This is a genomic window from Herpetosiphon sp. NSE202 (assembly GCF_042688385.1).
Lineage (GTDB): Bacteria > Chloroflexota > Chloroflexia > Chloroflexales > Herpetosiphonaceae > Herpetosiphon.
Genome location: NZ_JBHUPY010000012.1, coordinates 238762 through 259320, shown reverse-complemented (window position 1 = coordinate 259320; position 20559 = coordinate 238762). Strand labels below are relative to the sequence as shown.

General features: G+C 52.4%; 20 protein-coding genes. 7 read left to right on the top strand and 13 right to left on the bottom strand.

Annotated elements, in window-relative coordinates; genetic code table 11:
- Positions 1-67: 67 nt before the first annotated feature.
- Positions 68-844: a formylglycine-generating enzyme family protein gene (locus ACFMKP_RS15595; RefSeq protein ID WP_382292915.1), complete on the bottom strand. Its 777-nt coding sequence runs from the start codon at positions 842-844 to the stop codon at positions 68-70.
- An 81-nt stretch (positions 845-925) separates the two neighbouring features.
- Here ACFMKP_RS15595 and ACFMKP_RS15590 point away from each other — a divergent pair, with 81 nt between their 5' ends.
- Positions 926-1615, top strand: coding sequence for a helix-hairpin-helix domain-containing protein (locus ACFMKP_RS15590; protein WP_382292913.1), 690 nt, complete (start codon positions 926-928; stop codon positions 1613-1615).
- A gap of 54 nt (positions 1616-1669) precedes the next feature.
- Here the strand turns inward: ACFMKP_RS15590 and ACFMKP_RS15585 are convergent, their stop codons facing one another.
- The 9 genes from ACFMKP_RS15585 to ACFMKP_RS15545 all read right to left on the bottom strand — a co-directional run bounded on the left by ACFMKP_RS15585 (position 1670) and on the right by ACFMKP_RS15545 (position 11253).
- The gene (locus ACFMKP_RS15585; protein ID WP_382292911.1) at positions 1670-2887 is read right to left on the bottom strand and encodes a glycosyltransferase family 87 protein; all 1218 of its coding nucleotides are present in this window, start codon (positions 2885-2887) and stop codon (positions 1670-1672) included.
- Positions 2880-3461, bottom strand: a complete 582-nt coding sequence (gene thpR / locus ACFMKP_RS15580; RefSeq protein ID WP_382292909.1) for an RNA 2',3'-cyclic phosphodiesterase — start codon at positions 3459-3461, stop codon at positions 2880-2882. The genes ACFMKP_RS15585 and thpR overlap by 8 nt, the downstream gene beginning before the upstream one ends.
- A gap of 15 nt (positions 3462-3476) precedes the next feature.
- Positions 3477-4931 carry a proton-conducting transporter membrane subunit gene (locus tag ACFMKP_RS15575; RefSeq protein WP_382292907.1) on the bottom strand — a complete coding sequence of 485 codons (1455 nt, stop codon included), beginning with the start codon at positions 4929-4931 and terminating at the stop codon, positions 3477-3479.
- Positions 4928-5677 (bottom strand): hypothetical protein, encoded by a 750-nt coding sequence (locus ACFMKP_RS15570; RefSeq protein WP_054533064.1) that lies wholly within the window; start codon positions 5675-5677, stop codon positions 4928-4930. The genes ACFMKP_RS15575 and ACFMKP_RS15570 overlap by 4 nt, the downstream gene beginning before the upstream one ends.
- Before the next feature lie 41 nt (positions 5678-5718).
- Positions 5719-7572 (bottom strand): hypothetical protein, encoded by a 1854-nt coding sequence (locus ACFMKP_RS15565; RefSeq protein ID WP_382292905.1) that lies wholly within the window; start codon positions 7570-7572, stop codon positions 5719-5721.
- A gap of 3 nt (positions 7573-7575) precedes the next feature.
- Complete coding sequence (locus ACFMKP_RS15560) at positions 7576-8652, bottom strand: NADH-quinone oxidoreductase subunit D (RefSeq protein WP_382292903.1); 1077 nt, start codon at positions 8650-8652, stop codon at positions 7576-7578.
- A 118-nt stretch (positions 8653-8770) separates the two neighbouring features.
- Positions 8771-9529: a sulfite exporter TauE/SafE family protein gene (locus ACFMKP_RS15555; RefSeq protein ID WP_382292901.1), complete on the bottom strand. Its 759-nt coding sequence runs from the start codon at positions 9527-9529 to the stop codon at positions 8771-8773.
- A gap of 21 nt (positions 9530-9550) precedes the next feature.
- Complete coding sequence (locus ACFMKP_RS15550) at positions 9551-9862, bottom strand: rhodanese-like domain-containing protein (RefSeq protein ID WP_382292899.1); 312 nt, start codon at positions 9860-9862, stop codon at positions 9551-9553.
- Positions 9859-11253, bottom strand: a complete 1395-nt coding sequence (locus ACFMKP_RS15545; protein WP_382292897.1) for a rhodanese-like domain-containing protein — start codon at positions 11251-11253, stop codon at positions 9859-9861. The genes ACFMKP_RS15550 and ACFMKP_RS15545 overlap by 4 nt, the downstream gene beginning before the upstream one ends.
- An 88-nt stretch (positions 11254-11341) precedes the next feature.
- Here ACFMKP_RS15545 and ACFMKP_RS15540 point away from each other — a divergent pair, with 88 nt between their 5' ends.
- From ACFMKP_RS15540 to ACFMKP_RS15530, 3 genes are all read left to right on the top strand, one after another.
- Complete coding sequence (locus ACFMKP_RS15540) at positions 11342-11974, top strand: RNA polymerase sigma factor (protein WP_382292895.1); 633 nt, start codon at positions 11342-11344, stop codon at positions 11972-11974.
- A 73-nt stretch (positions 11975-12047) separates the two neighbouring features.
- Positions 12048-13580 carry a GTPase domain-containing protein gene (locus ACFMKP_RS15535; protein WP_382292893.1) on the top strand — a complete coding sequence of 511 codons (1533 nt, stop codon included), beginning with the start codon at positions 12048-12050 and terminating at the stop codon, positions 13578-13580.
- An 87-nt stretch (positions 13581-13667) separates the two neighbouring features.
- Entirely contained in the window at positions 13668-14510 is an 843-nt protein-coding gene (locus ACFMKP_RS15530; RefSeq protein WP_382292891.1) for an aminoglycoside phosphotransferase family protein, read from the top strand.
- Positions 14511-14669: 159 nt separating this feature from the next.
- Here the strand turns inward: ACFMKP_RS15530 and ACFMKP_RS15525 are convergent, their stop codons facing one another.
- The 3 genes from ACFMKP_RS15525 to ACFMKP_RS15515 all read right to left on the bottom strand — a co-directional run bounded on the left by ACFMKP_RS15525 (position 14670) and on the right by ACFMKP_RS15515 (position 17658).
- Positions 14670-15701, bottom strand: a complete 1032-nt coding sequence (locus ACFMKP_RS15525; protein ID WP_382292889.1) for an LLM class flavin-dependent oxidoreductase — start codon at positions 15699-15701, stop codon at positions 14670-14672.
- 331 nt (positions 15702-16032) lie between these two features.
- Positions 16033-17157 carry an NAD(P)-binding domain-containing protein gene (locus ACFMKP_RS15520; RefSeq protein WP_382292887.1) on the bottom strand — a complete coding sequence of 375 codons (1125 nt, stop codon included), beginning with the start codon at positions 17155-17157 and terminating at the stop codon, positions 16033-16035.
- 63 nt (positions 17158-17220) lie between these two features.
- Positions 17221-17658, bottom strand: a complete 438-nt coding sequence (locus ACFMKP_RS15515) for a MarR family winged helix-turn-helix transcriptional regulator (RefSeq protein ID WP_382292885.1) — start codon at positions 17656-17658, stop codon at positions 17221-17223.
- A gap of 461 nt (positions 17659-18119) precedes the next feature.
- Between ACFMKP_RS15515 and ACFMKP_RS15510 the strand changes: the two genes are divergently transcribed.
- From ACFMKP_RS15510 to ACFMKP_RS15500, 3 genes are all read left to right on the top strand, one after another.
- Positions 18120-19652, top strand: coding sequence for a hypothetical protein (locus ACFMKP_RS15510; RefSeq protein ID WP_382292883.1), 1533 nt, complete (start codon positions 18120-18122; stop codon positions 19650-19652).
- A 415-nt stretch (positions 19653-20067) separates the two neighbouring features.
- Complete coding sequence (locus tag ACFMKP_RS15505) at positions 20068-20301, top strand: hypothetical protein (RefSeq protein ID WP_382292881.1); 234 nt, start codon at positions 20068-20070, stop codon at positions 20299-20301.
- Entirely contained in the window at positions 20282-20503 is a 222-nt protein-coding gene (locus tag ACFMKP_RS15500) for a hypothetical protein (protein WP_382292879.1), read from the top strand. The genes ACFMKP_RS15505 and ACFMKP_RS15500 overlap by 20 nt, the downstream gene beginning before the upstream one ends.
- Positions 20504-20559: the final 56 nt, after the last annotated feature.

Genomic DNA, 20559 nt, shown 5'->3' with positions numbered 1-20559 from the left:
AGCCTGCGATTATACCACGCTTTTGGCTTTTTTTTCGATTGAATTAGCTTGATTATGCAGTCAGCGATTAATCACTCTTGGGCAAGTTGTAGGCCAGCCGAAAGCCCAATAAATGGGTCGAGCGTTCAGGGGGCAAGCGAAAACGGCAGGTATTACGGGCAAAATGGCCAGGATTACCCCAGCAGCCACCGCGCATAATTCGCCGCCGATCGGCTTCTGGAGCAGGTTGCAGCGCTTCGCGCCCATCATCAGCAACATAGGGATACGATTTTTGCAGCGAGTTTGTCCATTCCCAAATATTGCCCGCTAAATCGTAAACCCCAAACGGGCTTGCAGCCTGTGGATAACTGCCAACTGGCGCTAAGCCACCGCGCATACTTTCTTTAATATTCATCAGCGTCGGGTCAAAATCATCGCCCCACGGATAGATTCGCGTATCGTCGCCACGCGCCGCTCGCTCCCACTCTGCTTCGCTTGGCAAGCGCAGAGCTAGGCCAACTTCGCCGCTTAGCCAGCCGCAAAAGGCCACCGCTTCATCCCATGTTACATCGACCACCGGATAGGCGGCAAGCTCGGCGGGCGGTTGCGAGCCATGCCAGACAATCGGCGCACGCTGGCCTGAATGCTTGATCCAGTGCGCATACAGTTCATTGGTAACTGGCACTTGGGCCAGCGCAAAGGCGGCAATTTCAACTGGATGTTGCGGGGCTTCTTCCGCATACGATTCGCGCGTGCCACCGAAACGTCGCGCTAAATCGCTGAGTTGCTCGTTGAGTGTGCCCATCTGCAAAATCCCATGCGGAATTGAGCAGAAATGGGGCAAAAGATCACGAATTTGCTTCAATTGGGCTTCCTTCATGCCAAAAAATGCCAATCTGTGGCTCTAAAGATACCAGACTTTTAATTGTGCTTGGGAGGTGCGCCGATGTTACAACAGATTCGTTGGCAATGGCTACTGGGAATTGTCGTGGCTGGCTTTTTGGGCTGGAATCTCTGGCAATCGACCGCCAGCGCTGGCTCGGAGGGCGAGGAGGCCTTGAGTTTATGGCCAACTAGCGCGCCAACTGAAGCGCCAACGCTTGAGCCAATTACGCCGACTTTGGCATTAACGCCGACCCTGGCTATCGCCGAAGCAACGCCTACGATAGGCTTGTTGGGTGCATATATTAGTGGCGCGGTGGCTAAGCCTGGGGTTTATGAGTTGCCGCTTGGCGCGCGGCTTGATGATTTGGTGCAGGCGGCTGGTGGCTTGCAGCCCGATGCGGATTCACAGGCGCTGAATTTAGCAGCCTATTTGCAGGATGCTCAGCATGTGCATGTGCCAATTGTTGGCGAAACGCCTGCGCCAACCAGTGAGCCAACGCCTGTGCCCCAAGCGGCAGTGCCTGCGCAAGCGCCAACCAGCGTTGCGCGGCAACCAACATTAATCAATATCAATACGGCAAGCGCTACTGAATTAGAAAGCTTGCCCAAAATTGGCCAAGCGATTGCCGAACGGATTGTGGCCTATCGCGAGGAGCATGGCGCATTTGCCACGATTGAGGCCATTCAAGAGGTCAAAGGGATTGGTGCGAGCACCTTTGCGGAAATCGAAAGCCTGATTACGGTCGAATAGCTGTTGCTTGCTGATGGTGATGCTTAACCATCAGCAAGCAAGCTTGGTTAAATGCTAGGTTGTGCTTGCTGGTTCAAGCGCGATCGCCTGATACTGTGGGCGCAAGCGCAGAATGACCACGACTAAACTAATTGCAACCAAGGTTGGCAAGCGAATGCCCAATTCGCCATCAAGAAATAACGAGTTGCCAATTAAACTGAGCCATGGCAAAAGCAAGCAATATTTTGGTAGCCAAGTTGGCTGTTGGCGTTGTTGATAGAGTTGGAAGAGCAAGAGTACTGGTGTAATGTAGAGCATGGCATCATGGCCATACATATGCAATGAAAACAAGCCACCAAAGGTTATGGCCAAGCTATAATTCCATGCTTGTTGCTGTGGATGCTTGGCTGAGCGCCAGATTAAGCCAGCAAAACAGAGCGCAGCTAAACCTAAGCCAATTTGCGAAACAGTATTGACCAATTGTTTGTTCTCTGCGCCAAACCACATAGCTAAGGTTCCGCGTAAGGTAAAGGTTTGGCTGGGTTTGATGCCATTTTGATCAAAAAGATTGAGCGTGCTGCTGCCGCTGGCTAAATAATTTGGCCACATATCCCAGCCCCAGATGAGGCTGCTGATGCCAACAAATCCAACGCAAATCAGCGCAAACCAGAATAAGCCGCGCCAATAGCGTTGAATAAGCATCCATAAGCCGATAAATAGCACAAATTGAAACTTAAACGTCGCCATAAAGAGCCAAAACGCTGCCTTAAACCATTGTTGGCGCTGGCTTGAACGATAGATTTGATAGGATGCCAAAAGCATTAGAATTGAAAATGTGCCAAGATAGAGCACGGTTGCAATGGTATGAAACCCAAAAATTGTGCTGATTATCAACCATTTATTAGCCGTTTCGGTCGCGCCCAGATCGTTCCAAATGAGGCGCATAAAATAGGCCAGCATGGCTAAATTAATCGCATACCAGACAAAAAACGATACCGTAAAGGGAATCCATGTTAGGGGCAGCATAAAAATGGCGGTATGTGGCGGGTTGACATAAATCAAAAGATCGCTGACATTACCTGGTGCAAAGCCACGATATGGTTGTTGATAGTCGGCTTGGGTGTTCATATCGTAGAGCAAATGGGCATGATCTGCTTTGACAATTTCGCCTGCAATATAAAAACTCGGATAATCGGAAGTTGCAGGGTCAAAACCCAACAGAAAGCCACTTAATAATAAAAAGAACCCAATAATAAAATTGGTTAAGGTAAGCATTGAACGATAATCACGCATGATCGATGCTCCATGTCTCAAGGGCTTGATAGCTACTGGCTTGGGGTTGGGTAATGCTTCGGATAAGTTGACAGGTGGAATATACCACCGGATTGGCTGGCCATTGGCTTGCTTGGAGTTGGCTCGCAAGCGCTTCACGCTGCTGCTTGGTTAATTGTGCGCTGACGTAGCCCAAGGTGATATGCGGATGCCATGGCCGATCTTCGGCGACAATCCCAATGTGGCTGCTACACTCAACAATTGCTTGTTGTAGTTTAAGTAGCTGCGCAGGCCATTGTTCAAAGCCAGCCCAAACGACGCGTGGTTGGCTGGCATTTGGAAAATAGCCCCATGTAGTGCAACTGAGGATTGGGGCTGTTTGGGTTGCGAGCATTGTGCTTAGGCTTTGTTGCAATCGTGGCAAGCGATCGACCGCAACATTACCTAAAAACTGTAAGGTTAGATGCAGATTTTCGGGCTTGCTCCAGCGAATCGGCAGCTTCAAACGGCGTAAATCTGCTTGGATCGCCAATAATTGAGCATGGCAATCGGCGGGCAGATCGAGGGCAATAAAACACCGCCATTGCTCGTTCATGCTCAGTCCTTGCTATTAAAGGAATTGCACAAAGGTCAGGCCGCGTACTGCTTCAATAATTGGGTCGAGCACCAACGGCGGATACAAGCCAATCACCAAACAAATGCCAAGCAAGGCCACAGCGACGGTGGTTGCGCCCAATGGTTCAGTGCGCTGGGGCGGTGGCGGCGGTAAGCCCAAACCGCGAAAATCGGTTAAATCTTCTTCGGGCATGGCTGCTGGGGCACGACCCAAGAAGTGGTCGCGCAAAACCAAGGCAAAGGCATACGCGCCTAACATCGTGGCAATTAGCAACGCCACAAGATAGCCGCGGCCCTCTTCAGCAGCGCCTTGGTAGAGCAAGGTTCTGCTGGCAAAGCCATTGAATGGCGGAATGCCGAGCAAGGCCAAAACCCCACAGATAAAAACGCCACTGGCCCAAGGTCGTCGCCGCAACCAGCCATCGCCAGCCGCCGCTCTGGTTGGTTCGGGCCGCTCTAACAAGGCCACTGCTGTCCACAACACCACGCTCAAGACCAATTGATTGAAGGCTTGGAAGAGCGCGCCCGTTAAGCCAGTCGTCGAAGAAACCACGCCAAACAGCATCATACCGCTATCGGAAATTAACAACATTGCCAAAAAGCGGCGTAATGATGGCCGTTCGTGGATCGCCAGCAAACTACCGCCGATGGCTGAGCCAAGTGCCACAAAGCGCACCAAGCGCAAGCGTCCAGGATCAAGTGTCAACAAGCCAGGTGCAAGCAAAAACTGAAACGCCGAAACCAAAAACAGTAGCGCCGCCAAATTGATCATGCCAATCAGAATGCCGACCAAGGGTGGCGAATCTTCAAGCAAATCGGGCAGCCAACTGTGAAATGGAATAATTGCCAAGCGCAAGCTGATGCCCACAACCAATAAGGCCAACAATGGCCGTGCTAATGAGGTTGTGCTTAATCGATCGGGGGTATTTTCGAGGTCTGCCAGCACAAAACACAAAGCCAACAAAACGCCAGCTAGCAGCATCATCACCAAGTAGCGCAAACCACTGCCAATCGCCCGACCGCGCAGCAAGCTTGTTGTGCCAATTGGCAAATCGACTTGTGCCAGAATAATTGCCAAGCCCGTGGCCAGCAGCAAGAGCGTAATTAAGAATGGTGATTGAACGTCAATGGTTAATGCAGCATTGATCAAACTAAAAATGATCAAGCCAATCACCACGAAATTTTCGCCGTGGGCCACGCGCGTTGCCACAATAAAGGTTATACAAAAACTGCCAGCGACGGCAAGCAAAAATAAGCGATTGATCGCCCTCACGGTCATGCTTACGCCAACGATGCTAATTGGCTGATCAACTGGCACTTGCCAAATGACCCAGCCAAGCAGAATAGTCGTGCCAATCGCCAAAATTTGCACCAAGCCTTGTTGTTGGCGCAGGGCAAAACAGACCGCCGCCATGACCAATGGCAAGCAAAACATCAGCAAGAAGGTCATTTCAGGCGCTCCGTTTCACTCAGATTCAAGGTTTTAAAGCGGCCATAGAGCAAACCGCTGAGGTAGGCGATGGCCAAAGCCAAGAGCAAGGTAACCAAACTTAATGTTCCTAAGGCCAAAATGTTAATTCGATTGGCCAAGGTGGTGTAGAGCAAGTCTAAGCCGCTGAGACAAAGCAATAAGCCCAGCCCAAGCTTCAAAATATCGGTGGCTAGCACGAGGCTAATCAAGCCAATAAACACCTGCCAATACCAGATAAAATCGATTGCACGCGCCAAGCCCAGCTGATCGGGATACATTTCGACCGCTAATGGCAAGACGCGGGGCAAGAAAAAGCTGGCCAAGCCAACCAAGAGTGTGGCCCAAATTGGCACAATATAATCGCCAAATTTGCGATTTTCTTGGGTGCTGGCGCGTTGGGCAACCCGGGCGGCGCGGCGTAGCTCAGCCAACGAAAATTCATCGAGATCTTCAAGGCCATACTCGCGCGAGAAGGTCAGCGCCGTAATGCCCAAAATAATCGCCACGCCCACGCCGGTAATCAACTTAATAAAGACCAGTGAGCTAAACTGCCGTCCAGCAATCACCAAATCTGGCACAATAAATTGCTGTTGGGCAATAAACAGCCCTTGGGCAATATAATTAACCAAAACCGCAATCAGGCTAAAACGCCAATCACGCATAATCGCGATGACTGCGCCGCTGGCCACCAGCAACGTCATTAAAATCCAGATGGTGATTGTCATAGGCTGTGTATGCTCGTCGGATCAAGCCGAGCAAGCTTCCTCTATTGAATTAATAACAAAACAATCGTAATCGCTGCGATTAGGATGCCGGTCAGATAGTAGCGCCCGCTAAAGAGTTGCAGAACCCAGGCGACGCGACTACTGAGGCCTTGCAAAATACCATGACTTTGGCGCAAGGCTGGACGCGGATTGCCAAGCAAGGCAAGGCCACTGAGCATGCGGCTGCTGGCTGCTGGCAAATGCGCCGTACCATCATCGCGATCTGGCTGCTCGCCGCCAGTCCACGGCATAATTGCTTGACGGTGGCTGCGAAAACAACCGAAGAGCAGAATACTAAAACCAAGCGCGAAGCTCATCCGCAAGCCAATACTCATGCTGCCAAGATCATCCATTGGGCTGGGCACTGCTTGCAAGGTACGCAGGGCTGGTTGCAACACCCAAACCAAAATTTCCGGAGCCAAACTCAAGCCAATCAAGGGTAAACTTAGGCCAAGCAAAAGGCCATCGTTGGCGCGGCCTGCATCGACTGGGGTAACTGGGCGTTGCGGATCGACCCGCCAAAACAGTGCATTCGAGCCAATAAACGAGAGCAACAGCAAGCCACTGCTGACGAAAAAGACACCCATGCTCCAACCGCCAGCGCCGGTGTAATCCATCAACCAACGGCGTGCCCAAAAGCTGGGTAGCGCAGGCAAGCCAACCGCCGCTGCGGTGGCCAAGGCATAGGCCAAGCCAGCCGCCCGCAATGGCGCGCCAAGCGCAGGTTGTTTGGCGATCAAGTCGCTGCCGCTGCGTCGTTCCAAGGTGCCGAGGGCCATGGCTCCAAGCATGGTTGCAACCAAGGTTGTGACGGTAATCGTCAGCGTTGCCATCACAACGGCAGTATTATGTTCGCCGCCAAGCGGCAGATTTGGCTTGTAGCGACCTAAGGCCATGGCCACATTGCCCCATTGGGCAACTGCCTGCCAACCAACCAATGGGCCAAAGCGGGTTGCGCGCAACGCATAGGCCGCCCCTACAATGCTGGCTAACGCGCCAACGTAGCTTAAGCCCATAAACCAGGTTTCTGGCCATGTGCCAAGATTTAGCCCAAAGAAGCGCAAGAAGGTATAGACCGCTAGCACAGGCACGCCAGCACTGATGATTAAGCCATGCAAGGCTGGCGTTGTATCTTCGTCGTCGCTGAGCACGCGGCCAAATGGCGGGAAGCCAAGCGCAATGCCAACCCCAACTGCCAGCGGCAACCAGGTGCGTAAATATTGGCCAACTCCAATATCGGCCATCACAAACGAGCCATCAAGCACATCTTCTGGCCGCACTGATTGACTGAGGATTGCCACCAAGATTGTAAAGCCGCTGATACCGCTCATGCCCAAGGCCGAGGGCGTGCGCTGATCGTCGCTGCCAACAACTTGGCGTGCAAGGGTGCTGCCCAATAAGGCAAGCCCCCAGCCAAACGCCAGCAGCAGCAAATCGCCAGCCAAAATGCCCAGCAAACTGCCAAAGACCATAATCGCAATGCCCGCCCAGAGCCGCCCATAACCAACCAAGCCTCGCCCAAGCGCTAGCGCCAAGTGGGCAAAGCCAATGCTGGTGAGCAATAAAGTGATGCCTGCAAAGAGCAAACTCAAGCCATCAAGGTGCAAGGTCAGCAGCGAGCGCATCAGGGGGTTGGGGCCAACTCCATAGCTGGTAAGCCAAGCCCGTTGGCCAACATCACGCGGCAAATCGCCTTGAGCGAGCCACCAAATGATAGCCAGTGCTCCAAGCGCCAATCCGCTGGCAATTAAGCCCAACAAGCGCGTGCGCAAACGCTGGCCAGTTAACCAACTGACCAAAGCGATGATCATCAGCAGCCCAAAGGGCGCAAGGGTGAGTAGTGTTTGTCCGTTCATGCGTTATTCTTCGCTACAGGCAGTGCAAGCACTAGCCGAGGCGATAATTAAGGGTGCGTCGTCGATGTTCATTCCAGCCAAAATTGTCCGTGCAATCAAGCGATCGAATTGACGTGGTGCATCGATCTTGACGCTGGTTAATTTGACTCCATTGCTTTGAATGCTATAGCGCAGCGTGCCCCGAGCTGATTCAACATTCGCCGTCACGCTGCCTTGTGGCACGCTATCGGGTGCATTGCCCGCCCAATCGCCGCTGGGTAAATTGGCGAGCACCCGAATTGCCAATTTGAGGCTTTCAAAGGCTTCAAGCGCAAAAATGACCAAGCGCGCATAGACATCACCACGCTCTTGGGTGACACGGCTTGGTGGAAATTGGGCATACGCACCGTAAGCGCGATCAATTCGGGCATCAAAGCCAATGCCCGCAGCCCGCGCCATCGGGCCGCGCACGCCAAATTGTTCGGCTGCCTCGCGGCTCAGCACGCCAATGCCAACACAACGCCGCAAAACCCCACGATGATCGATAAAGCGATCAACGAAGCGATACATGAGGCGTTCGAGGCGGCGAAATTGTAGCGCCATCGATTCTTGTTCGGTGCTGCTGAGATCTTGACGCACTCCGCCTGGCACAATATAGTTGGGCGGCGAGCTGCTGCCACATAAATGTTGCATAACTTCAAATAAGCCATGATGCAGTTTTTGCACATGCTCAGCATCGCGCTGCAAGCCCAAAATCGTCAGCACATCTTTCATGGTGCTAAGATGGACGGTGGCGCGTTCGACTTCGCATGCCAGCAGCCGCAAGGCAGCAGCCCGTTCAGAAGCGTTAATGTTAAGTAATTGTTCGAGTGCCAAGCAAAATCCCAGCGAGTGGGCATGGCTATCAGCAGCACAAATATGGCTCACAAGGTGCAATCCCTGAGGAATGGTGGTGCGCGTCAAACGCTCGCTAATGCCGCGATTGGTGTAGCCATCGCGAAATTCAACATCAGCAATCTGTTCGCCCTCAACCCGTAAGACCATGCGCATCGGGGTTTGCCAGTCGGGGTGAAACGGGCCAAGCGGTAAAACGTAGCTCAAACTCAATGCCTCACACAGATCACGAACCATCAACCCTGCCGATTATAGCATAGGCTTCTCGATACTGTGGAATTGGTTGGCAAATGGCGCTCCTGCCGCAACAACAGCGCCACTACAATTAAGCCAAGGGGAAGTTTTTAATCACGAGGAAGATGCCCAGGGCAATCACGAAGAAGGCAAAGCTGCGTTGTAAGGTTTGAACTTGAACTTTTTGGGCAAAGCGGGTGCCGAGCAAGTTGCCAACCACGCCGCCGCTGATAATCAAGCCAATCAGCGTCCAATCGAAATGGCTGCCCTGCAAATGGCCCAAAATTCCAGCGCTACTATTTAATGCAATCACAATCAGCGATGAGCTAATGGCGGTGCGCATTGGCATATGTAGCAACAACACCAAAGCTGGCACAATCAAAAATCCACCGCCAACGCCCAAGAATCCGGTCAAAAAGCCAACCCCTAGCCCGCCCATCACGACTGCTGGCCATGCGATCGCTTGTTCGTTGGTTTTGGCTTGAACTTTGGGACGTAACATCATACTGCCAATGATCAGCATCAGGCTGCCAAACATTGTTAATAGCCATACCGCTGGAATATATTGCGAAACTCGGGCACCCAAAAAGGCTGCGCCCAAGCCGATGCCGCCAAATACAAAGGCATGGCGCAACATACACGGGCCACGTCGACAATTCAGCCATGCTCCAAAGGCGGCGTTCAAGCCAACAATCACCAATGAACTGGTGGTTGCGTCGTGAGCGCTTAGTCCAAGCACATAGACCAAGGCTGGCACGGTCAGAATCGAGCCGCCGCCGCCCAACATTCCCAAGGTGATGCCAATGCTAGCACCGACCAACAGTGCTAGCCCAATCGAACTTATATTCATGAGCTAGTTGCTATCCTTTTATTAGCGTTCTTCTGGTAATCCAGCTTTGTTCCATGCCAGCATGCCGCCATGGGCGTTGTAGATGGTGCTCCAACCATTGCTTGCCAGCCATTGGGCGGCCATGCTGCTACGTTGGCCTGAGCGACAAACTACGACGATTGGCAGATCATGTGGGATTTGGCTGCGATAATTGTTGAGTTGGCTTAGGGGCATCAAATTGCTGCCTTTGATATGACCCGTGGCATATTCAGCTGGCTCGCGCACATCGATCAAGAAGATCGGTTGTTGATTGACCCACACTTGCAGTTCTTGAACACTTAATTCGTTGATCATATGTGATGCTCCTGTTGTAATTCATACCAACCATTCCAGCCATCGCTCAGCTCAAGCATTGGCTGGCTGAAATGGGGTTTGAGCAAACTCATCGCGATTGGCGAACGCCCACCTGCCTGACAATGCACAATCAATGGTTGATCATTGGGAATTTCGGCCATGCGCTTGGGCAATTCATTTAATGGAATGTTGACCGCATTAGTTCCATGGCCGTTGGCATATTCTTCTGGCGTGCGTACATCGAGCACAAACGCCTGATCAAGCTGATCGACCAAGCTGGCGGCTGGTAGGCGTTGATAGCTTTGGCTTGGATTGGTTTTGCACCATTCGGCTAGCACATCGGGCGTGATAAAGCCCTCAATCTGGTCGATGCCGATCATACTAAGCTCGGTTTGGGCAGTTTTCGCTTCTGCTTCCGTGCCAATTAAGATCAGCGTGCTCTCAACTGACACAAACCAACCAGCCCAGCGATTGAGCATTGCGCCGCTGCTGAGGCTGAGCGCGCCTGGAATGCTGGCTTGGGCAAAATCATTGGCCGAGCGCAAATCGATAACTAAGCGATTAGCGAGCTTAATGTCGGCAAGGCTGAGGGCTGGCAAGCTTTGCGGGCGTGGCTCAGGGCCATCGCGGTTTATGCGCTTCATCGCGGCGAAATAGGGCGGTGGGCTTGGCTGACCATCGAGCACTGCGGCTACAAAATCAGCCTCGTTCTGCTGTTTGAAAGCCCAATTGACCTGTTTTTCGTAGCCCAAAGTGCTTTGCGGCACGGCTCCCAATGCTTTGCCACAAGCGCTGCCTGAACCATGGCCTGGCCAAACTTGCAGAAAATCGGGCAACTGCTTAATTCGTTGTAATGATGTGAACAAATCTTTGGCCGCAGCTTGGCTTGCGCCTTGCACGCCAGCGGCTTTTTCGAGTAAATCAGGGCGGCCAACATCGCCTACAAACAATACGTCGCCTGTGAAAATACCCATTGGTTGATCGCTAACCGGCGTGTCGGTTAAGAGAAAAATCACGTGTTCTGGGGTATGCCCAGGCGTGTGCAAGACCTCGATCTTCAAATTGCCAACCATCCAGCTCGCGCCATCGTTGATCAATTGAACATTGGGGCTGCTGCTGGCAAAAGCATATTGCCAGGCTGCTGGGCCTGCCGCCGAAAGGTATAGTTTTGCGCCTGTAATCTGCGCTAACTCGCGACTGCCTGAGACAAAATCGGCGTGAATATGGGTTTCAGTGATTGCGCTAATCCGCAGGCCAGCAGCTTTGGCAGCATTCAAATAGACGGTACTATCACGATGCGGATCAATAATTAAACCTTCGCCGGTTTTTTGGCAACCAACCAAATAACTGGCTTGAGCCAATCCATCGTGATATAAGCGTTGGAAAAACATAGACAGCCCTCCATTTTGCTGTTACATATTCTTGATGCGTTTGCTTGTACAATGGTTACATGGATTGGTTTGCAGTTAAGGAAGTGCGATGCAAAAGCCATGGGAAATTGATGCCACCTACTATCAAGAGGAATCAGAGTTGATTCAGGCCTTGCGGCGGCGTGAGCGCATGGCTTGTACTTGTCTGCTAAAACGTTATGCTTCACGTTTGTATCATGTGGCCCTCCGTATGGTGGGTGATGCCGATGAAGCCGAAGATGTGATTCAAGAGAGCTTTATTGAAGCGTGCCGTAAAATCGAGCAATATCGTGGTGATGGTGCGTTGGGTGCGTGGCTCCAACGGATTGTAGTCAATAGCTGTTTTATGCGGTTGCGGCGTAAGCGCGCACAAACCGTATCAATCGACGAGCAGTTTGATTTGGAGAGTACCAGCCCACGGCCTGAATTATGGGTTTTGGATCGTGAGTTGAGTGCTGAATTACGCAACGCGATTGAGCAATTGCCCCAAAGCTTACAAATGGCCTTGATTGCCCGTGATATTGAGCATTACAGCACCGAGGAAGCAGCCAAATTATTGCAGATAACACCCTCGGCATTGAAAGTGCGGTTACATCGAGCACGTGCGGCCTTGCGCGATATGTTGGCGCAAGGCAGCGAAACGGCTGAGCCAGCGATCGATCATCTGACTGATCAGATGTTGGAAACACTATGCACTGCTTAATCCAGCCCGTCAATAGCCCATCAGCATTTCCCACGCATAGTATGAGCGGGTATGTGTGCAGCAAGGAGCATCGATGCATACCATCCTTGTCTTTGGCAATGTTCGTTCAGGCCGCCATAGCTTAATCGAAGCTTTGGGCTTGCTTGACCCAGCGCGGATCAAGCTTGAGCCAGCCAGTTATGGCGAAAACAACCTTACCCAGCAAATCATGACCATCGATAAGCATCAGATAAAGTTTATGCTGGCGACAACCTATGATTGTGGGCCTGAAGGCACAACATTAACTCAGTTGCTTACCTACCCTTGTGATGGCGCAATCTATTGTATCGAGCCGATTCATAGCCACAAACATTGGCTGATGGTTCCGTTTCCCAGTCAAGTTCTCCAATTACAGGCTACACTCAAGGCTTTTGCCCAAGCAAAGCGCGATCTGCGCAAGATTCCATGGCTGTGGGTGGTTACGAAACAGGATCAAGCAACAGTTAATGGGCTGGAACCGATAATTCAAAAAATCGATACGGTCGGTTTCTCACGCCAGATAGCGTGCTCGATTACGAATCCGACAAGTCTTCGTCCCATTATGGAATGGCTCCAGCAACGAATTGCGCCATGTCATGACCCTGCCTGCATTTCCGCACCAGTTTTAGCAGAACCAGACAACCACGACCTTGAGCTAGGTATCGACAGGAATTGGTCTGATCATGAGATTTTGGCAGCAAAACTTCCGGTTGATTGGTTGGTTAAACGGTCTTGTGCAACCACCGCCCAAGAATTCCCTTTTTACCTGTTTGTAGCAAACTCACGTCAAGGATTAATGGCAGAACGAGACGAGCTGCTGCTGCTTGTTCTGCATTCTGTTGAAGCAATCGAGTCGCATCGCCATCCGATCGATCAGCAGCATAACCCGTTACTGCAACACGTACCACCGGCCATGATCGAGGTTATAACCGTAGCGATTCCAATGCACATCTTCCAAGCAATCCAAGCATCGCAATCGGTCGCTCACGTTCTGTTGATGCTGATTGTGCGGATGACCCAGGCCATCTTTTTCATCAGTCTCACTGATTATCTTGCCAAGCTTATCCTGCCGCAACAGCAAGGCCAGCTTCCCGCTCTCAATGAACTGGCAATCCATATTCCGATTGCTAATCGCGTGAGTTCAACAAATGCCTCATTTGATCAACTCCGTTGGTATGCCCAACGCCCACGCTTCGTTGTTGAATGTCAGCACTGGCAGGAACAATGGACTAGATTAACGCAGTTACGTGACACAGCATTGCTGAACCAAGCCCGCGTGTTTGCCGAGCAAAACTACGCTGCCTTGGCCGTGATGGATAAAACGATCTGGAAACCATTGACCAAACTTGCTAGCGACTTTGCGCGAATTGCCCAAGCTGCAATTCCTGCTACGGCGATTGATGGCTCACCACCGCCTGATGCTGCCGATCAGGACATTTGGCAATCGCCGTGGACAACCCATCCTGTGACTTGGGCTGATGTCAATCGCTATGGTTTTGTGATGCGCTGCTGGCGGGATGCAATTGACCTAGCTTTTACCTACGAAGCGGTTTGTCGCCAATGGTTTTTACCAACTATTTTTGGTTAGCCAAGGCCGCCTCAGTTGCGGGATCGTTGGCTATGACCAATACTGCACAATGCTTGGGCTTTTCATGCGTCTGTTATACTTGCTGACATGGACGATTCACAGCGCTTAGCCATCTATTTACAGGCATGGCATCTTTCGAACCCGCAGCTGCTTGAGCGCACCGCAACTAGCACCCTCTATACTGTGATGTATGCTGGTGAGACGTGTGTGCTTAAACTGCTGAATGCTGAAGAAACTGATGAACAGCGTGGTGCCTTGGCACTGCACTTGTTTCAGGGACATGGCGCTGTGCAGCTGCTTCAGGCGGATGCGCATGCTCAATTACTCGAATATGCAGCGGGAGCCGAGCTTGTCACCTTGGTCGAATCGGGCGCTGATGCAGAAGCCACATGTATTGTTGCCGAAGTTATTACGCGCTTACATTCAGTTCCGCCGACCAGCCCGCCGAGCGGATTAATGGCGCTTGATCGCTGGTTTGCGGCATTATTTCGCCAAGCAAAGAGCGACCATGCAGCTGGAATCGCATCGATTTATGTGCGTGGAGCTACACGCGCGACCCAGTTATTTGCTGAATCGCGTGAGCAACGGATTCTCCACGGCGATATTCATCACCGCAATATTCGCCATTCAGCCCGTGGCTGGCTTGCTTTTGATCCGAAGGGCCTTGAGGGAGACCGAGCCTATGAGTGCGCCAATACCCTGTGTAATCCGGTAATTCCTCAGCTCGTTCATAACGATCAGCGGCTGCTCAGTACCGCCACTATCCTTGCAGATCTGCTTAAACTTGATCGAGCGCGCATTCTTGCATGGACGTATGCTTATGCTTGCCTTAACGCAAGTTGGTGGCTTGCGATCAATACCGTTCAGGCGATCAATTTTGTTGAGTGGTCGGTTGCGATTGCCGAGCGCATCGAACCGCACCTCGATTAACCGTGCATCTAGCAGCCTAAACATTTGATTATCGACGCTCAGCGCACGGATTTGGGGCTTGCTGATTATGTGATTGATCAAACGCGGAGGCAATTTAGCGTATGCATAAACGGCACTCCGCGTCGCCAGGATGTACTGTTGGCCTACGCAAATCTCAATTTAGCCAGCGAGTAGCTCCCGAACCATCGGGATGACTTTGGTTCCATACAACTCGACGGCACGCATGCGTGAACTCATTGTTTGAGTTCCAGAGGTGTAAATAAGATCGAAACGGCCAACACCGAGCGATGAAATCGTGCGCGCTATCTTGCGGGCTACTGTTTCTGGCGAGCCGATGTAGAGCGAGCCAGAATCGCGTTCACGCTCATACTCGGCTCTGCTTGATCGTGGCCAGCCCCGATCTGCGCCAATTCGATCGCGCATGACGCGGGCATGCGGCCAGTAGGCATCCCATGCTTCTTCATCGGTATCAGCAATAAAGCCTGGCGAGTGGATGCCAATCGGATGGGCTGTGGTGCCGAACTCGGCAGCCGAGCGCCGATACAACTCCATGTAGGGCGCAAACCGCTCTGGTGCACCACCGATGATCGCTAGCATTAGCGGAAACCCATAGTGGGCCGTGCGCACGATCGACTCGGGAGTGCCGCCAACCCCAACCCACGTTCGAAGGTTTCCCGACTCGGTTTTGGGGAACACATCAGCGTTGACCAGCGACGCACGCGTCGTGCCGCTCCAAGTAACGGGCTGCTCATCAAGTAATGCTGCAAAGAGCGCAATCTTTTCCTCAAACAACACGTTGTAGTTACGCAAATCGTAGCCAAACAAAGGGAATGATTCAGTGAACGATCCGCGTCCGAGGATAACTTCGGCCCGCCCATTCGAAAGCGCATCGACGGTTGCAAAGCGCTGAAAGACCCGCACTGGGTCGTCGGAACTCAAGACAGTCACGCCTGAGGCGAGTTTAATGCGGTTGGTTCGCGTGGCGATTCCTGCCAACACCGTCTCGGGCGTTGAGATAGCATACTCCTCGCGGTGGTGTTCACCAAGGGCGATTACATCGACCCCGATCTGATCTGCAAGCACAGCCTCATCGACAACTTGGCGAATCGCCTGAGCATAAGAAACGCGATTCCCAGAGTCGTCGGTCGGCACATCGCCGAAGGTGTCCAAGCCAAAAATAATATCAGTCATAAAAAAGCCTCTTAAAAAGGGTCGGGCAATGGTAGTGCGCCCAACTTAAGCAGAGTAGCCGCCAGCAACGATGTGCAATCGCGAGTAGCTTGCGCCTGATTCGTCTATTCGAAGTAGTTGGAGGGTAGCTGAATCAGCCATAGCACCAGCTACTTCTAAAATTTCGTTTATACTTAAACTACTAGCGTAAAAAAATGTGCTGTAGTGCGATTAGATTAACTGCTGTTTTTCACTGATCATTCTTTCTCCACTTTTGTTATTTGGTTTAAGCATAAACTATTTAATTCAGATTCGCAACCATGCAGCGTTAATAAAGCAATAACACTCGATTTTAGGGTAAACCAAGCACTGCCATCAGCTCGCTTGCCGCAGCCGCACCAGCCCGATTTGCGCCAATGGTCGAGGCGGAAGGGCCGTAACCGACCAGATGCACGCGGGGATTGCTTGCGACCTGGGTTGCCAGCCGTCCAGTCATGGTAATGCCGCCGCTCGGCTCACGCAGCATGAGTGGGGCGAGATGGTCGAGTGCATTGCGAAAACCGGTGCACCACAAGATAACATCGACCTGCTGATAGCTCCCATTCGCCCAGCGCACGCCATCTGCTTGGATTTCGGCAAACATGGGCTGGCGCTTCAGAACGCCACGAGCCTGCATTGCCTCGATCGCAGGAGTAAGCGCCAGCCCTGTGACCGAAACCACCGATGTGGGTGGCAAGCCACGCCGCACCCGATCTTCAACCATTGCTACCGCCGCTCGGCCACGTTCCTCGGTAAATGGGCCAGCAAAGAATTCTGGTGGTCGGCGTGTGACCCATGTCGTTGTTGTAACCCGCGAAATCTCGTCAAGCAACTGGATCGCCGAGATGCCGCCGCCGACGACAAGCACATGCTGGCCGCTAAACTCCTCAGCAGTTTGGTAATCGCGGGTATGCAGTTGGCGGCCTTGGAAGCGTTCAGCGCCAGGATATTCTGGGATGAAGGGCTGCTCCCACGTACCTGTGGCGTTGATCAGCCCCCGTGCCGACCAGATCCCGCGATCTGTTTCAACGCGGAAGCGCTCGCCGCGCGCACAAACTAGCGCGACATGGACGGGTCGATAAACTGGGAGTTGGAACCTTTGCTCGTAGGCGGCGAAGTACTCAGGCACGGCCACGCGCGCTGTCACCTCGGAGCTGTTTGGATCAACCACCTCGGCAAAACCCATCCCCGGTAAGTCGTGAATCCGGTTGACAGTACTCAAAGTCAACGATTCCCAGCGATCTTGCCATGCTCCGCCGGGCGCTGGTGCTTGATCAAGCACCACAAAGCCACGATGGGGTGCCAAGCCGCGCCGTTTAAGCTGATACGCTGACGAGAGGCCAGCTTGGCCAGCGCCGATCACAACAATCTCGGTCTTAATCGTGGCCGAAGGTGTTGCTACTGGTTGGGTTGGCTGCTGGTTATTGGTGTTGTTCATAGTGCTTATGCTCATCCAAAAATGCGATCAGCGTGTTACTCGGTTATTCGTTGGATTAAAAAATTACGCTGATCTGAGGGCATGCTTAAATCGGCGCAGCAGATCATGCAAGCTGTGGCCATCCTCTGGTGAGAGCACTGCCAAACATTCGGCAATCAGCGCCTCATGCTCGGGAACAACCTGCGTCGCCAGCATCGTTCCATGGGCTGTTAGGCTAACGAGATGGGCACGACCATCATCGGGGTGGGGTTGGCGCATGACGAGGCCAGCCTGTTCCATACGATTAAGCAGGCCAACAATGTTACCTTTAGTCACCAGTAGACGATCGGCGAGCGCTTGTTGGACAAGCCCCGGCGTGCGGAAGAGCTGAGCCAAAACATCAAATTGGGCTGGTGTCAGGTTATAGCTTGCAAGCTGGGCTGTTAGGCGCTTGTTCATCGTTGCCATCACACGATGGAGATGCAGCCAAGTGCGTACTTCCTGACTCAAACGAGGTGGCATAGCGCCGTCCTTCCTAAAGATAGTTTAAGTATATACTATCTATGTAGCATGTCAACTCTGACTAGCTTCAAGCTGCTACTGCGTGGGCGAGGTTAAATGTTGAGCAGCCGCAGTAGCGGGGTTAATCTACGAGCCTGCCAATTCAGCAGCTATCAAACGAGCCTTGTGGGATGCTGTACCAAACTGCTACAAATTATCGTAGCTCTCCATCAGGCCGATAACTATTTACTTGTCATAAGCTTGAAAACACTATCATTTATCGCTATGATAAGAGTCTATGGTTCGACCTGTTTTTTAAGCTCATGGCTATAGGCCTAGTTATGCTCTGATCGGATCATCTGCTTGGTGATCGCTCTTGCAAACATCCGCATCGCGAACGCTAGCGAAATTCTTTAGGACAAGGATCGATGCTCACTGATTGGTCGTTGTTCGCCTTGGTCGTTACTTTAAAGGAGCAGGCAATGTTCAACCGTTCCATTCGCCCCCATCCTCGCCAGATCGTCACGCGCCTCATCGGTGGCTTGGTGATGCTGGTGCTCATCATTCTGCCGCTCACCACCACGACCGCACGTCCCATTGTTCCAGCCCCTGATCGCATGAGCACGACTTGGAGCGGCCCGCCGCCTATTGGCTCCAAAAATGCGACCCAACAGCCAGCAACCGACCCCGCTGGCATTACCAAGAGCGGCCCAGCCTTACCTGGGACTAAAAATTACAGTCCGCCTGAGCCGACCGCCAATCGCGCCATCCCTACGGATGAAGCCGCTGGCTGGCGCTTCACAGCCTGCGGATCAATTCAAGATGGGGGCTGGACAACGACCTCGGCAGCCTTCGCGGTGATCCGGTCGTGTTCGCTTACGTTTAGCGAACCTGGCTTTGTCTATCTGGCCGCCTCAACCTCAATTGGTGTCGCCACTGGCGGCAACGTGGAACTGCGCTTGAACCTCAATATCGACTCAACCAGCGGCAATACCAATACCGACCGTTGGATCAACGTCTACACTGATGCCACCGACGGCACCGATAAGAATGCCGCAGTCACCATGTTGGCTCCAGTCAGCGCGGGCACTCATACCTTTTACTTTCTCGGCGCACGTTACAATGGTGATGGCACAGTCCAACTGTACGATCCATCGCTGAGTGTGTTGTACTTCCCGAATTCATCAAGCGATGTTTTAGCTTGCGGAGAGTCGGGCAATCTGGTCTGGAATACCGCTGAAACCTCGTTTCAGGCGATCCGTTCGTGTGCACTGAATGTGCCACAAGCTGGATTTGTGTATCTCAGCGGTACTTCATCAGCAGGCTTGGCAAGCGGCGGCGCATCCTATGAAGGTCGATTTCGGCTGGGGGTTGATAGTGTTACTGGCACAGCCAGTACCGACCGTTGGGTGAATGTGACAACCGATGCTGGCGACGGCACTGATGAAGCCATGGTGACCTCGCTGCTGACCTCGGTCGACGCAGGTGAACACACCTTCTACTTAAGCGGGGCGCGCTACAATGGTACTGGCCCCGTCCAACTGTATGATCCTGCACTCACGGCGCTGTATTTTCCAGCACCAAACGTTACGCTCAAAGTCTGCGGTGCTGGTGGCTCTGACACTTGGACAAATAATACAACCAGCTATTCGATTATCCGCTCATGTACGTTGAATGTGCCGCGCGACGGCTTCGCCTTTGTCGATGCTAGTGCCTCGGCAGGCCTGAATGACACAGCTGCTGGCAATGATTGGGAAGGACAGTTCCGACTGGGCATCGATAATGATACGGGAACTTCGATAACCGACCGCTGGCTCAACGTGTACACCGACGCTACGGACGGCACCGATCGTCCAGTTTCCAATATGGCACTTTTCAATATCAACAAGGGTGTGCATACATTCTACTTTGTTGGTCGGCGCTATGCAGGTGCGGGGACGCTGCGGCTCTATTCGCCCTCGCTGAGTGTGCTGGTGCCAGGCGAACGTGTCTTTCTGCCGCTAGTTATTAAATAGATGTCGGTGGATGAAGCGTTCTCGATGCTAGGCGCACGATCGAAATGGCAACCATGTCCCCTCACCCCCCAACCCCCTCTCCCACTGAACGCGGGCGAGGGGGAGCCGACCATGTTTCGCCAAGGAATTGCGGGAGAACCACGCGGTTAAAGCCCCTCGCCCGCGCCACGGGAGCGGGGTTGGGGTGAGGGGATCAGGCGGTGGTTAACCTGATGTATCAGTACATCTAACGGCGAGCGCGCAATTCAGCAATGGATTGTGCGTTTTTGTTATCAGGGGGCGTAGCGATGATTATTGTGCTGATCGTCATTGCGCGCTCGGTTTTGCTGCTTGTCGAAACAACCAGCCATGGCGTATTATCAGGTTCAACTGAGCATAAGATGAATGGCGGCTTTCACTGCCACAGAGGTGATTGATGAATCAGGAGATTCTTGAGCAGACATTGCAGGCAATTCAAGACCAACGTATCCATGGCGGCTTTGATACGAGCCATGAGTGGGTTGATCGGCTTGTGGCCGACGCAGGCGAGGAGCGCTTGGCTGAGCGCTTAGATGCAGCGATTGCTGACACATGGCCATGGGAAGTTGTCGCGGATTTATTTGGCATGTTGATTTGGCAAACGAGTGATAATGGCGGAGCTTTATTTTGATACAACTGATGATTGGTTGCGCGAAGGGACAAATCTGCGCCGCATTCAGATTGCGCTCCATGGAGAAGCCTATCCCTTTCGTGATGCCAATGAAATGTTTCGAGTGCTGGAAGGGATTGCCCAACGCTTTCCTGAGGTGGCAGATACCTGTCAGCGCTGGATCACATCGCGACACAAGCATATCCTTAAGCATGGCCCCTAAGATTCAGCGTGATAGATCTTTGAAACAACAAGCCCTACCATATTAGCAGGCTAATC

Coding starts and splice junctions, on each gene's coding strand:
- ACFMKP_RS15550 (WP_382292899.1), bottom strand. CDS start 9,862: ATGATCAACGAATTAAGTGTTCAAGAACTGCAAGTGTGGGTCAATCAA.
- ACFMKP_RS15570 (WP_054533064.1), bottom strand. CDS start 5,677: ATGACAATCACCATCTGGATTTTAATGACGTTGCTGGTGGCCAGCGGC.
- ACFMKP_RS15520 (WP_382292887.1), bottom strand. CDS start 17,157: ATGAACAACACCAATAACCAGCAGCCAACCCAACCAGTAGCAACACCT.
- thpR (WP_382292909.1), bottom strand. CDS start 3,461: ATGAACGAGCAATGGCGGTGTTTTATTGCCCTCGATCTGCCCGCCGAT.
- ACFMKP_RS15590 (WP_382292913.1), top strand. CDS start 926: ATGTTACAACAGATTCGTTGGCAATGGCTACTGGGAATTGTCGTGGCT.
- ACFMKP_RS15565 (WP_382292905.1), bottom strand. CDS start 7,572: ATGAACGGACAAACACTACTCACCCTTGCGCCCTTTGGGCTGCTGATG.
- ACFMKP_RS15585 (WP_382292911.1), bottom strand. CDS start 2,887: ATGCGTGATTATCGTTCAATGCTTACCTTAACCAATTTTATTATTGGG.
- ACFMKP_RS15500 (WP_382292879.1), top strand. CDS start 20,282: ATGGCGGAGCTTTATTTTGATACAACTGATGATTGGTTGCGCGAAGGG.
- ACFMKP_RS15535 (WP_382292893.1), top strand. CDS start 12,048: ATGCATACCATCCTTGTCTTTGGCAATGTTCGTTCAGGCCGCCATAGC.
- ACFMKP_RS15540 (WP_382292895.1), top strand. CDS start 11,342: ATGCAAAAGCCATGGGAAATTGATGCCACCTACTATCAAGAGGAATCA.
- ACFMKP_RS15510 (WP_382292883.1), top strand. CDS start 18,120: ATGTTCAACCGTTCCATTCGCCCCCATCCTCGCCAGATCGTCACGCGC.
- ACFMKP_RS15555 (WP_382292901.1), bottom strand. CDS start 9,529: ATGAATATAAGTTCGATTGGGCTAGCACTGTTGGTCGGTGCTAGCATT.
- ACFMKP_RS15505 (WP_382292881.1), top strand. CDS start 20,068: ATGAATCAGGAGATTCTTGAGCAGACATTGCAGGCAATTCAAGACCAA.
- ACFMKP_RS15515 (WP_382292885.1), bottom strand. CDS start 17,658: ATGCCACCTCGTTTGAGTCAGGAAGTACGCACTTGGCTGCATCTCCAT.
- ACFMKP_RS15545 (WP_382292897.1), bottom strand. CDS start 11,253: ATGTTTTTCCAACGCTTATATCACGATGGATTGGCTCAAGCCAGTTAT.
- ACFMKP_RS15575 (WP_382292907.1), bottom strand. CDS start 4,931: ATGACCTTCTTGCTGATGTTTTGCTTGCCATTGGTCATGGCGGCGGTC.
- ACFMKP_RS15525 (WP_382292889.1), bottom strand. CDS start 15,701: ATGACTGATATTATTTTTGGCTTGGACACCTTCGGCGATGTGCCGACC.
- ACFMKP_RS15530 (WP_382292891.1), top strand. CDS start 13,668: ATGGACGATTCACAGCGCTTAGCCATCTATTTACAGGCATGGCATCTT.